The organism is Flavobacterium circumlabens (assembly GCF_004345565.1).
In the GTDB taxonomy this organism is placed as follows: domain Bacteria; phylum Bacteroidota; class Bacteroidia; order Flavobacteriales; family Flavobacteriaceae; genus Flavobacterium; species Flavobacterium circumlabens.
On the sequence record NZ_SLWA01000008.1, the window covers coordinates 218,851 to 231,838 of the forward strand.

A 12,988-nucleotide genomic window follows, 5' to 3' on the forward strand; every position below is an offset into this window, starting at 1 on the left:
AAAAGGAAACGAAAATGAACTGGATTTTATTGATTATCGCCGGACTTTTTGAAGTTGGATTCGCATCCTGCTTAGGAAAAGCCAAAGAAACCACCGGAATGATCTCAACTTATTGGATGGCAGGTTTTTTTGTCTGCCTTTCGATCAGTATGATTTTATTGTACAAAGCGACTCAGGTTTTGCCTATTGGTACAGCTTACGCCGTCTGGACAGGAATTGGCGCTGTTGGAACTGTTTTGGTAGGCATTCTGGTTTTTAAGGAACCGGCAACTTTCTGGAGAATCTTTTTTCTTTCTACTTTAATAGCTTCTATTATCGGGTTGAAGTTTGTTTCCAGTCATTAAAAAATAAATGCCACAGATTAAAAAGATTTTAATGATTTTTTTTTTAAATTTTAATCTGTGAAAATCTTTTTAATCTGTGGCAAAAAAGTTCCCGCAGATTGTGCGGATTAAGCAGACAGCAGGATTTTAAATTTGTGTAATTAGTGAAATTGCTTCGCCTGTTCGCTATCGCTCGGGTCGTGGCAAAAAATCTTTTAAACGTTAAATAAAAATGCAGGAAAACAACACCATCACTTTTATATTTCTCGCAATTCTTTTATTGCTGATTGGCATTATCTGCTTTTTGATGTATCAACTGCTGCAATTCAAAAAAGCAAAAGATGATGCCGAAAAAAGTTTTTATGCACTCGAAATGAAAGTGAATGATTTGCAGCTGGAAACGCTGGAGTCAAAACTGAATCCGCATTTGTTTAAAAACATCCTGAATTCAATTCAGTCCCACGCGTATCAAACCTATTTTGCTCTGGATAAACTGGCGAATGTGCTGGATTATATTTTATACGAAAGCAAAAAGAAATTCGTCACGGCAAAAGAAGAAATTGATTTTGCTTTGAATTTAATCGAAATCAATAAAATCAAGATCAGCCCGCTTTTTGAGCTGAAGATCAAAACCAATATCAATAAAGAAGATAAATTGTATGAACAGCCGTTGTTAGCACCGCTAATTTCTATTGATTTAATTGAAAATGCCTTTAAACATGCTGATTTGCAAAGTGCTGATGCTTTTATCTCGGTTGTTTTTGAGTTTAGGGATAATGCTTTTTTTATGACTGTTTCGAATAAAATCTCCGATAAAAAAGTATTAAAAAAAGAACGCAGCGGTTTTGGCCATGCGACTTTGGAACACCGTTTGCGAATTATTTATAAAAACAACTTCAAACTGGAAAGGTTTGTAGAAAACGATATTTATATAGCCCATCTAAAAATTGACTTACTTGAATACAAAACTGAAATGCTTGCTGCTGGACGATGAGTTGCCGGGATTAACGTACCTGAAAATGCTTTGCGAACAAATTTCCGAAGTAGAAATCGTAAAAACGTTTAATAATCCGGAGAAACTCCTTGCTGATATTCCAAATCTCGATTTTGATTTGCTGATATCAGATATCGAAATGCCCGGAATTGATGGTTTGCATCTGGCCGAAATGCTCGATAATAAATTGGTGATTTTCTGTACAGCGTATAAAGAATATGCGGCGGATGCTTTTAATATTGATGCGGTAGATTATATTACAAAACCGGTAAAACTCGACCGTCTGCAAAAAGCGATCTCAAAAGCTTTTGAACGTTTTCACAAACCGGATGCGGCTAAAAAGTTCATTCAGCTCAATACAGACAAAGGAAAAACTTTGTTGTATTTTAATCAGATTCAGTATATCAAAACCGCAATTAGTGACAGTCGCGATAAAACAGTTCTTCTGACTGACGGAAGTTTTCTGAATTTGAAAAACGTTAAATTCGATACGCTTTTAAACGAATTGCCGGAAGCTGATTTCTGCCGTGTAAACAAGAAAGAAATTGTGGCGGTAAAAGCGATTAAGTTTTTTAATCACAACGAAATTGTTTTGCATCATTTAGAAAAAAAGGACAAAAACAGCACCTTGATTTTGAGCGAAACCTACCGTTCTGACTTTTTGAAAAAGGTAAAAATCTAATATAAACTATTTTTCTGTCTGAGGTGAAACCAAATATAAGGCTGAGCGGAGTCGAAGCCCTTTTTACGTAATGTAAGCCTTCGACTTCGCTCATGATGACAGCGTTTTAATGCGAGATAGTATAACTTATTACAAAGTTTTTCAGACTTGTTACATACATTTGAAATTAAGTAAAAAAAACCTTTTTCACTTCCTGTTCAGTGTTGATATTTGCACCATTAAAATCAAAAAAAAGAGTTATGAATAATATTAAAAACTCCTTATTTTACATTACGGTTATTGGTGGTTTTACAACTCTGATATATTGGGTAATTTCAAAAGGTGCCTCGCTCGAAGTAGGGCGCGGAATCGTTCAGAAAAAAATAGAAAGCAATCACTGGAATGATTTTTTACATTCCATGGTAGAAAATCTGCAGCATCCTCTGGCTATTTTACTGGCGCAGATCGTGACTATTATTTTGGTAGCGCGTTTGTTTGGATGGGTTTTCAGAAAAATAGGGCAGCCATCTGTAATTGGAGAAATGATTGCAGGTATTGTTTTAGGACCCTCTTTGGTCGGTATGTATTTTCCTGAATTTTCAGCCGCTTTATTTCCAAAAGAATCATTAGGGAACTTACAGTTTTTAAGTCAGATTGGTCTGATTCTTTTTATGTTTGTAATCGGAATGGAACTGGATTTGAAAGTGCTTAAAAATAAAGCACATGACGCTGTTGTCATCAGTCACGCCAGTATTGTGATTCCGTTTGCATTAGGGTTGTCATTGGCTTATTTTATTTATCATACGTTTGCTCCGGTTGGAGTGGAGTTTGCCTCTTTTGGATTATTCATGGGAATTGCGATGAGTATTACGGCATTTCCGGTATTGGCCAGAATTGTGCAGGAGCGAGGCATGCAGAAAACGAAACTCGGAACCATTGCCATAACTTGTGCCGCAGCCGATGATATTACGGCCTGGTGTATTCTTGCAGTTGTAATTGCTATTGTAAAAGCAGGTTCGTTTACGAGTGCTTTGTACGTAATCGGTTTGGCTATTTTGTATGTAATTGTCATGCTGAAAATAGTTCGTCCGTTCCTGAAACGTGTCGGAGACTTAAATTCAACCCGCGAAAGTCTGAATAAACCTGTGGTGGCTATTTTCTTCCTGACACTTTTATTCTCTGCGTATGCGGCTGAATTAATTGGAATTCACGCTTTGTTTGGAGCTTTCTTAGCAGGAGCCATTATGCCGGAAAATAACAAATTCAGAAATATTTTTATTGAAAAAGTAGAAGACGTTTCCATTATCGTTTTACTGCCGCTATTCTTCGTATTCACAGGTTTACGTACGCAAATTGGTTTGCTGAACGATCCTTATTTATGGAAAGTTACCGCGGTAATTATCGCAGTAGCCGTAGCCGGAAAATTCTTAGGAAGTGCTTTTGCTGCCAAATTTGTCGGACAAAGCTGGAAAGACAGCTTGGCTATTGGAGCCTTAATGAATACGCGTGGTTTAATGGAGCTGGTGGTTTTAAATATTGGTTACGATTTAGGCGTTCTTTCTACCGAGATTTTTACCATGATGGTCATTATGGCTCTGCTTACGACTTTTATGACGGGTCCGGCCTTAGACTTTATCGGTTTTATTTTTAAAGATAAGATAACCGCCATTCCGCAGGAAATTGGAAATAAAAGTAAATACAAGATTTTACTTTCGTTTGCAACCCCGGAAAGAGGTAAAAAATTATTGAGAATCGCGAACAGTCTGGTTAAAAAACAAGGTGATAATTCTATCGTTACCGCAATGCATTTATCATTAAGTACCGAGATACATTCGTTTGATGTAAAAGATCACGAGCGAAAAATGTTAGTCCCTGTTATTCAGGAATCAGAACGTTTGGAACAAAACATGATAAGTGTTTTTAAAGTGACGAATGATATCGATACCGATATTATCGACACGGCCAACCAAGGCGAATATGACTTATTGTTAGTGGGATTGGGACAATCTATTTTTGACGGGACTTTATTAGGAAAAATTCTTGGTTTCACCACCCGGATCGTAAATCCGGATCGTTTGATCGATAAGTTTACCGGAAAAGAAGGTCTGTTCGAAAATTCTCCTTTTGATGAAAGAACACGTCATATTATTGCCAAAAGCAAAATGCCTGTCGGAATTTTTATCGATAAAGACTTAGAAGAAGTAAATCAGGTTTTTATGCCAATTTTCAGTAAAGAAGATTCTTTTTTAATTGAATACGCTAAAAAATTAATCAATAATAATGGTTCTCAGATTACGGTTCTGGACGCAAGCGGTGAAGTGAAAAACACACGTGATATTCAGGAAACAATTCGTTCGATAGAACAGATTGCTCCCAACCATATTATGATCATGCACGACAGGACTATTAAGAAAGAATTTCTGGAAAATCAGAATCTGATGATCATTAGCTTAGACAGCTGGAAAAAACTGATAGAATCGCAAAGTACATGGTTAAATAACACTCCATCGGTTTTGATTTTGAAGCCATAAACGGAAAGAAATTCCAATAATTTAAAATCCCAAATCCCAATTTTACGATTGGGATTTGGGATTTTTGTTTGGTGTATAATGTTGTTCCTCTTTAAACTTTGTCATTTCGACGTGAGGAGAAATCACATTTGCTGAATCCACACCGTTAAAGTTGGAATTTGGAATTTAATTTTTTTTTTTAAATTTAAACTCAGAGTCCCAAATCAAGTACATAAGAAATCTTAACGGCAATATTATCGTCAAATCGCGGTAACTGATTAGGGCCATATCTGTAAAATCCGCCTAAGCCAATCCCTTTGTAGATTTTGTTTAATTCAATTCCGGATTCAAAAAAACCTTTGTCCAGTGTTTTGTAGGCAGGACCGACATGTTGCTGCGGATTTTCCATATTTCCCCAGGCCATTCTGGTAACCAATACCAGTGAAGGACGAACTTTTCTCATGATTTTGATTCGGTCGAAACCATGTTTGATCTGAAACATCACATATTCACTGGAGAAAAACTCATTAAAAAACATCGTTTCAAAACTGTTTCGTCCCGAAAAAGTAACACGCTGAACGATGGTCTCTTTGGTTAAGTTATTTGGAGCCGTATTGTAGAGATGCGTGATAGGAACATCTCCAAAAGCATACCCTCCCTGCAGCAGTAAACTTGTTTTCTGGCGATTTAAATATTGTTTTTCATATTCGGCCTTAAAATCGATTTTACCAAAGTTAAAATCGTTTTCCAGAACATTGGGCAGCGATTGCGTATACTGGAAAGTGAATCTCGGAAACCTTTTATCCGATTCAAGTCTTCCGGTTGGGGTTTGCATAAATTCACTAAATGGTGCCCAAACAATAGATAACATTGCTGTTGTCATAATGTAACTCGAATACAATTTTCCGTTCAGATTAAAAAGATAATCAAATTTTGGTTCGATTAAGTTTCTTGATACTTCTAAAACAGCTTCCGTTTTCGGGATAATTTTAGATTGAACATTGGCTCTCCATCCGGTATACTGATAAAAGGTACTAATGTTTATCGGACGTGGATCGTAAATTTTAAAAACCCGCTTGTCAACGGCAAAAACGGTACTTGCAATTTCCCGTACATCATCCATATAATAACCATTAACCCACGTATTGGTACTTTTGTCAAGCAGAACTCCCGTACCGATACTGTATTTAAAAGCACCATCTTTAGTTCCGTATGCCGTATATCCTTCAATGCGGAAATTTTTAGAGAAACGATCATTGGTAATGCCGCCAAGACCCAATCTGAAACCTTCGTAATTATTGTAGCTTATAATTTTCTTCAGGTCAAGATCAACAGGCCCGACCGGGTAGAAACCATTAATGATTTTACGGCCGATTCCCAGGCGCTTTTCTACCCTCTTTTTGATCGAAAGGCTGTCCAGTAACAAATAGGTTTTCTGGCTTCTTAGATCCAGATTTTCTTTTCGGTAACCTTCCCAGAAAGTTTCCGGTTTTTTGCTGGCATCGTCTTTAATTTCGATATAAAGAGACGGGTTTTTTATCGGAGGATTGGTGTTGTAATGAATGTCGAAGTTGTTGCTTTCGGAAAGTAAATAAGTGAAGTCTGAAGCTACCTTTTTTCTCGGCTCGAAATTTTCTTCCGCATCTGCATCAAACTGAATGGTTCCGCCCAAAATCTTAATATCCTCCTCGTTTTTACCTTTTACAATTTTGAAAGTGGTATTGCTTTGAAACCATATTTTTTCGCTTGGAGCATATTCAAACTCATGAATTCCGCTAATATCCAAAACGCCTTTTATACGCATGACTGCTTTGGCGACGGCAAAATTCTCCTGATCGATATACAAAACACCTTCCAATCCTGAAGTTTTTCTTTTGTGTTTGTTTTTAAAATAAATCATATAGGTATCGCGACCTTTTATGTTTACCGTATCAAGCAGTTTGTAATTGTAATCTTTAAGGGCGTTATTTGAAATTGGACTTTCGTATTTGGTTTCCAATAATTCATATTTGGGATCGTAAATAGAAATAGATTGTAAGTTGAAAGCGATAATCTCATAAACAGGTTGTTTGAAACCTGCCATTTTTGTACCTAAAACCGTTTCCTTAAGTTTATTATTGCCAAATTGATATTGCGACACTTTTTCAGTCTGAAACAAATGCTGCCTGCTGATGATTTCCTTGAATTTATAATCGGAAGAATCAATATTGATTTTCTTTTTGTCTAAATCTTTATAAGAGGCTAAGGAGTCAATACGGCCGTCAATAGAATCAGGATTGGCGGTGACAATAAGCTTGTTGTACGTTTTATACTCAAAACTGCTGAGTTTTTTCTGCGGATTGTTTGTGTTTTTATTTGAAATTACTTTTCTTAAAATCGCTAAAGCCGGATTTTCATTTGAAACCACCACTTCTTTTAAATCGTCTGTTTTCTGGGAAAGGGAAACTGTATAGAATTTTTTGTTTTGTATTACCGTTATGGTTTTAGTTTCAAAACCAACATAAGAGACCGTATAAAAAGGAATGTCAGATGAAGCTGTAAACGTAAATTTTCCATCAATATCTGTTATGGCACTAAAGTTCTCTGATGATTTAATGGTAGCAAACGGAAGTGGTTTGTTGCTGGAGTCATTTACAATTCCGCTTATTTGAAATTGCGCCTGAATGGTAAGTGTAAAAAACAAAGTCAGAAAACAAAATAGCTTCATACAGAGGATTCTAGTTTCAAAAATGAAAACAATTAATTTTTGGTACACAAAAATAACAATAAAAAAATCCGTCCAGTACAATTTAACTAAACGGATTTTTATTTTGTGTGGAATAAGATTACACTTTCATGATTTCAGCTTCTTTTGCAGCCAATAATTCATCAATTTTTTTAATGTATGTATTCGTTAAGTTCTGAACTTCTTCTTCAGCAGATTTGCAGACATCTTCAGAAGTTCCTTCTTTTTCTAATTTTTTGATATCAGAATTGGCATCCTTACGTACGTTACGCACACCGATTTTAGCATCTTCTGCCTCAGATTTTGCCTGTTTGGCCAAATCTCGACGGCGCTCTTCTGTCAAAGGCGGAACACTGATAATGATAACGTCTCCGTTATTCATTGGGTTGAAACCAATATTGGCAATCATAATGGCTTTTTCAATGGTTTGCAGCATGTTTTTTTCAAACGGCTGTAAAGTAATTGTTCTTGCATCAGGAACACTGATTTTTGATACCTGGGAAAGCGGTGTTGCAGATCCGTAATAATCTACAAAAACACTTCCAAGCATAGCCGGAGAAGCTTTTCCTGCGCGAATGTTAAGAAATTCTTTCTCTAAATGCGCTATCGAACCATTCATGGATTCTTCAGTACTATCTAATATAAATTCTATTTCTTCAGTCATTTTTTTTAGATTTTTAGATTTTCAGATGGTTCGATTTTTAGAGTTCTAAAAATTTTGGCACCTAATTTACTAACTAATATGTTTTTTTGTTTTTTGAATATTAAGCGATTATTGAAATCTGATAATCTAAAATTCCAACAATCTAAGTAGTCTAAATATTTACTACGGTTCCTATGTTGTCTCCTTCACAGATTTTCAATAAATTTCCAATTTTGTTCATATCAAAAACAACGATTGGTAATTTATTTTCCTGGCTTAGGGTGAAAGCGGTTGTGTCCATTACATTTAATCCTTTTTTCAGTACATCATCAAAAGAGATGAAGTCGAATTTTACTGCCGAAGCATTTTTCTCCGGATCGGAATCGTAAACACCATCAACGCGGGTTCCTTTCAGGATTACGTCAGCATTGATTTCGATTCCTCTTAAAACAGCTGCTGTATCAGTGGTGAAATAAGGATTTCCGGTTCCTGCACCAAAAATTACAATTCTTCCTTTCTCAAGGTGGCGATCTGCTCTTCTTTTGATGTAGGGCTCAGCAATAGATTCCATTTTCAAAGCAGTCTGCAAACGCGTTTTCATTCCCTTGTCTTCCAGCGCACCCTGTAATGCCATTCCGTTAATTACGGTTGCCAGCATTCCCATATAATCGCCTTGTACTCTATCCATACCGGCACTTGCACCTGCAACGCCCCTAAAAATATTTCCTCCTCCAATAACAATAGCAATTTCGACTCCTTTGCTGTGAATTTGCTTAATTTCCTCGGCATATTCGGCTAATCTTTTTGGGTCAATTCCGTATTGTAAATCACCCATTAAGGCCTCGCCACTTAGTTTTAGAAGAATTCTTTTATATTTCATTTGTGTGTTGCGTTAATTGGTGCAAATATAGACATATTCTGATTTTTAAAAATAATGTTTTGAAAAAATAATTTTGCGCTCTGTTTTTTAATTCAACATACTTTTTTAGATTCATTTTCTTCTTAATGTGACAAAAGTCATTCCCGCGTCTTTCTAAAATTTGTATTTTTATCGCATCCTAAAAAATTCAAATATGAAAAGTATTGTAGCCAAAGCATTATTCAACAGTTACTCTTATTCTGAATATCGAAAATTAGTTACCGATTTATTGTCCGAAGGAAAATCTACAGGTGATGTGCAATCCGAAAGCCTCACGCATTATACAAGTCTGAATGAAGCGCGAATGAACCGCCTCGAGAAAACCATAAAAATCGCTGAAGACACGATCGAAAAGCTGCAAAAACTGGAGAACCACTATATCTGGCTCGTGATTTCTGAAGGCTGGTGCGGCGATGCGGCACAAATACTTCCCATTATCAATAAAATGGCTCAGGGTTCTGATAAAAAAGTAGACCTGCGAATTGTTTTGCGTGATGCAAACGAGGAATTAATGAGTCAATATTTAACAAACGGCGGAAGAGCTATTCCTAAAGTTATCGTTATTTGCAAGGAAGCGGGAATTGTCCGTACCGATTGGGGGTCAAGACCAAAAGGCGCAACCGAACTTATGGCTAATTATAAAAAGGAGTTTGGAGTAATTGATGAAAAAATCAAAACCGATTTGCAATTGTGGTATCTCGCCGATAAAGGGGTTTCGGTTCAGGAAGAATTGCTTGAAATCATGGAAAACATTCAGTACAACCGTTTGTAATTTTTGAACTGGATAATTTAAAAAATGTTATATTTTTGTTAAAACGTTTAAAATAAGCTAATTGCAATTTTAATATGTGTTTTTTATTTAAATTTTTTATATCTTAGTAAAAGAATCCCACTTCTATTATCTACTTTTTGATTTACTCTATTATTGGTGTTTATTTAATGTTAACTATTAAAAACTGCACTATTATGAAAAAGTTATTCGAAAGGTTTTACGACTATTTTTCATCATTCTTGTTTGGAGGGAAAAGCGTTTCTCACTATTAATCACAGGAAAACAAGTATGAAGTAACATTACTTAGGAGTTGGCACATTACAATACCCCATTGTGTAATGTGCTTATTTATTGTCAATAATTTCAATAAAGTTTTTTTTAAAGAACTACTCTTAAAAATTAAATCACAGAAATGTCAAGACCTACAGCTAACGCTATACTTTAAAAAAGTAAGAGGGAAATGCGAATTATTCTTTATTGGAGACTTTGCTCAAACAAAGTAATATCAATTGCATTTTTCACATCATAATCACCAATTTTAGTCCGGCGTAAAACGGTTAAGTGAGATCCTGAATGCATTGCTTTTCCAAAATCAAAAGCCAAAGAGCGAATATAAGTGCCTTTGCTGCAAACTACTCTGAAATCAATTTCAGGTAATGCAATCCGGGTGATTTCAAATTCATGAATGGTCGTTTTTCTGCTGGCAATTTCAACCGTTTCTCCGGCGCGCGCATGTTCATAAAGGCGTACACCGTCTTTTTTAATGGCCGAAAAAATAGGCGGTCTCTGATCGATTTCCCCTAAAAACTGTTTTACGGTTTCGTGAATTAAAGCTTCATCGATATGTTCCGTTGGGAATGTCTCGTCGATTTCAGTCTCTAAATCATAAGATGGAGTAGTAGCACCAATATAAAAAGTTCCGGTATATTCTTTAGCCTGACCCTGCAATTCGGAAATTGTTTTGGTGAATTTTCCGGTGCAGATCAATAATAATCCAGTCGCCAATGGATCTAAAGTTCCTGCATGACCAATTTTGAACTTCTTGGGAAGTCCGACTTTATTGATTAAAAGATACTTTAATTTGTTGACTGCTTGAAACGAACTCCATTTTAGTGGTTTGTCTATCAGTAAAACTTGTCCGTTTAAATATTCTTCAGTCGTCATTATATAATGGTAAGCGGGTGAATGAAAAAGTGAATTAATAACAGGATAATCCCTGCTATTATTCGGTAATAACCAAAAACCTTGAATCCGTTTTTAGTCAAAAAACCGATGAAAGTTTTTATAGCCAAAAGCGCTACAATAAAAGCAACGACATTTCCAATAATCAAAAAGTTGATTTGATCGTGAGATAATTCGAAGCCGTCTTTATAATAATCGTAACATTTTTTTACCGTTGCACCCAACATAGTCGGAACGGCCAAAAAGAAGGAGAATTCAGCTGCAGTAGTTCTGGAAAGCTTTTGGGACATACCGCCAACAATACTGGCACCGCTTCTTGAAACTCCCGGAATCATGGCAATACATTGAAATAATCCGATTTTAAAAGCCTGTAAATAGGTAATCTCCTGAGCAATTTCGCCCGTTTCCGGCTGGTTGAACCACTCATCAACTTTCAATAAAATTAAACCGCCAATCAAAAGAGAAACCGCAACTGTAACGGGATTTTCCAATAATCCGTCTATAATATCACTTAGCAATAGTCCTAAAACTACAGCAGGAATAAAAGCAACCAGAAGTTTAAAGTAAAAATCAAGTGTCTGAAAAAAACGTCTGAAATATAAAACAACCACAGAAAGTATGGCACCAAGCTGGATCACAATGGTAAAAAGCTTTGTAAAGTTGTCGTGGGCAATTCCAAAAAAAGAAGAGGCAATAATCATATGTCCAGTTGAAGAAACAGGTAAAAATTCTGTAATTCCTTCAATTATCGCAAGGATAATGGCTTGTAATGTATTCATTTATTTAGATTATTGGATTTTTAGACTTTTGGATTTTTAGATTTCTCAGATTTTTTTAGAAAGAATCTAACCAATCTAATATTCTAATAATCTAAGTAGTCTATTTGGATTTTTTGAATATAGAATAAATCGTGATTCCAAAACCTATCAAAACAGTCGTTGGAGCCAATCGGATACGTCTGAAGCTAAAAACATCTTCGTTGAAAACATTCGGATTATCACTTCCGCCACCAGACATTAAAATAAATCCCAAAGCAATAACCGCAATTCCGATTAAAAGAATTTTATAATTGATGCCGTCAAAAAGGAATTGTTGTTTTTGTTCTTCGTTATTATTTTTCATTGCTAATTAAATTCTTTTATAAGGTTTGCTGTAAACTAAAAACTGTGAATGTTTACTTTTATTAATAAAGATCGTCGGTTCTTAAATTCAGGAAACGTTGTGTTGCAAAGTGCGTACTTAACCAGGTAATCAAAATCCCTAATCCTAAAACGGCCAGTAGTACCAATGCGATTAAGATTTTGTCTTCTAAAATTCCCAATCCGGGGAAATTCGTATCTACGTAAAGTAAAAGTGCAATAAGGGCAATTATAGCCAATCCAGATCCTAACAGACCTAATTTTACACTTCGCGTTACAAATGGTTTACGGATAAACGATTTTGTAGCACCAACCATTTGCATGGTTTTGATAATAAAACGATTGGAATGTATGGATAAACGCAGTGAACTATTGATCAGCAAAACGGCTATTACTGTTAGAAAACCACTGATAATAAGGATCCACATACTAACTTTCTTGATATTGTCATTTACCAGATTTACCAGTTGTTTGTCGTAAACAATGTCTGAAATCATGGCATTTTTACGCAAATTACTTTCAATTTGTAAAATACTGTCCCTTTCAACATAATCTGCTTTTAGGTGAATGTCATAAGAGTTCAGTAAAGGATTTTCTCCTAAAAAAGTAAGGAAATCTTCTCCGATAATATCGGTATGTTCCTTGGCTGCTTTTTCTTTGGTAACGTAAACAAACGATCTCGCATAAGGAGCTCTTTTTAATTCGGTATTGAACGCTTTTATCACGCTGTCATTGGCTTCATTTTTAAAGAAAACCGTCATGGCGATTTTTTCTTTAAAATCATCAGCCAGTTTTTTAGAATTTATAATGAATAATCCCAGTACTCCCAAAAGGAATAGCACCAGAAAAACACTTAATACAACCGAAAAATAAGAGGAAATTAACCTGCGCTTTTGAAATTTATCAAAGTTAGAACTCATAGTTTGCTTAAATTATGTGGTAAAAATAATAAAGAATTTCTTTATTTAAAGTTAATAACGAACTTTTATCTATAAATGTACAATTTGATATTGAATAGTAATGGTAATTTAACCGCAAAGTTCGCTAAGGCTTTCGCAAGGTTCACAAAGTAAAAAGAGAATAACCACAGATTAATGGATTTACACAGATTTTAAAAATC

At 35.4% G+C, this 12,988-nt stretch carries 12 protein-coding genes; 5 read left to right on the forward strand and 7 right to left on the reverse strand.

Features of this window, described 5'->3' with window-relative positions:
* Positions 1-14: 14 nt before the first annotated feature.
* From EV142_RS18570 to EV142_RS18585, 4 genes are all read left to right on the forward strand, one after another.
* Positions 15-344 carry a DMT family transporter gene (locus EV142_RS18570; RefSeq protein WP_132037339.1) on the forward strand — a complete coding sequence of 110 codons (330 nt, stop codon included), beginning with the start codon at positions 15-17 and terminating at the stop codon, positions 342-344.
* A gap of 211 nt (positions 345-555) precedes the next feature.
* Positions 556-1,317 (forward strand): histidine kinase, encoded by a 762-nt coding sequence (locus tag EV142_RS18575; protein WP_132037340.1) that lies wholly within the window; start codon positions 556-558, stop codon positions 1,315-1,317.
* Positions 1,280-1,999: a LytR/AlgR family response regulator transcription factor gene (locus tag EV142_RS18580; protein ID WP_132037341.1), complete on the forward strand. Its 720-nt coding sequence runs from the start codon at positions 1,280-1,282 to the stop codon at positions 1,997-1,999. Before EV142_RS18575 ends, EV142_RS18580 begins: the two co-directional genes overlap by 38 nt.
* 239 nt (positions 2,000-2,238) lie before the next feature.
* Positions 2,239-4,509: a cation:proton antiporter gene (locus EV142_RS18585; RefSeq protein WP_132037342.1), complete on the forward strand. Its 2,271-nt coding sequence runs from the start codon at positions 2,239-2,241 to the stop codon at positions 4,507-4,509.
* Between the two features lie 190 nt (positions 4,510-4,699).
* On the opposite strand, the gene EV142_RS18590 is transcribed toward EV142_RS18585, so the two are convergent.
* From EV142_RS18590 to pyrH, 3 genes are all read right to left on the reverse strand, one after another.
* Positions 4,700-7,195 carry a DUF5686 family protein gene (locus EV142_RS18590; RefSeq protein WP_132037343.1) on the reverse strand — a complete coding sequence of 832 codons (2,496 nt, stop codon included), beginning with the start codon at positions 7,193-7,195 and terminating at the stop codon, positions 4,700-4,702.
* A gap of 118 nt (positions 7,196-7,313) precedes the next feature.
* A complete protein-coding gene (gene frr, locus EV142_RS18595; protein WP_132037344.1) occupies positions 7,314-7,877 on the reverse strand; it encodes a ribosome recycling factor in 564 nt (187 codons plus the stop codon).
* A 151-nt stretch (positions 7,878-8,028) separates the two neighbouring features.
* A complete protein-coding gene (gene pyrH / locus EV142_RS18600; RefSeq protein ID WP_127340530.1) occupies positions 8,029-8,736 on the reverse strand; it encodes a UMP kinase in 708 nt (235 codons plus the stop codon).
* A gap of 193 nt (positions 8,737-8,929) precedes the next feature.
* On the opposite strand from pyrH, the gene EV142_RS18605 reads away from it, so the two are divergent.
* A complete protein-coding gene (locus EV142_RS18605) occupies positions 8,930-9,547 on the forward strand; it encodes a thioredoxin family protein (protein ID WP_132037345.1) in 618 nt (205 codons plus the stop codon).
* 474 nt (positions 9,548-10,021) lie between these two features.
* Here the strand turns inward: EV142_RS18605 and truB are convergent, their stop codons facing one another.
* The 4 genes from truB to EV142_RS18625 all read right to left on the reverse strand — a co-directional run bounded on the left by truB (position 10,022) and on the right by EV142_RS18625 (position 12,788).
* Positions 10,022-10,711 (reverse strand): tRNA pseudouridine(55) synthase TruB, encoded by a 690-nt coding sequence (gene truB / locus EV142_RS18610; RefSeq protein ID WP_132037346.1) that lies wholly within the window; start codon positions 10,709-10,711, stop codon positions 10,022-10,024.
* Entirely contained in the window at positions 10,711-11,508 is a 798-nt protein-coding gene (locus EV142_RS18615) for an undecaprenyl-diphosphate phosphatase (RefSeq protein WP_132037347.1), read from the reverse strand. The genes truB and EV142_RS18615 overlap by 1 nt, the downstream gene beginning before the upstream one ends.
* Before the next feature lie 100 nt (positions 11,509-11,608).
* Positions 11,609-11,851 (reverse strand): DUF3098 domain-containing protein, encoded by a 243-nt coding sequence (locus tag EV142_RS18620; RefSeq protein ID WP_132037348.1) that lies wholly within the window; start codon positions 11,849-11,851, stop codon positions 11,609-11,611.
* Positions 11,852-11,912: 61 nt separating this feature from the next.
* A complete protein-coding gene (locus EV142_RS18625) occupies positions 11,913-12,788 on the reverse strand; it encodes a cell division protein FtsX (protein ID WP_132037349.1) in 876 nt (291 codons plus the stop codon).
* Between the last annotated feature and the right edge of the window lie 200 nt (positions 12,789-12,988).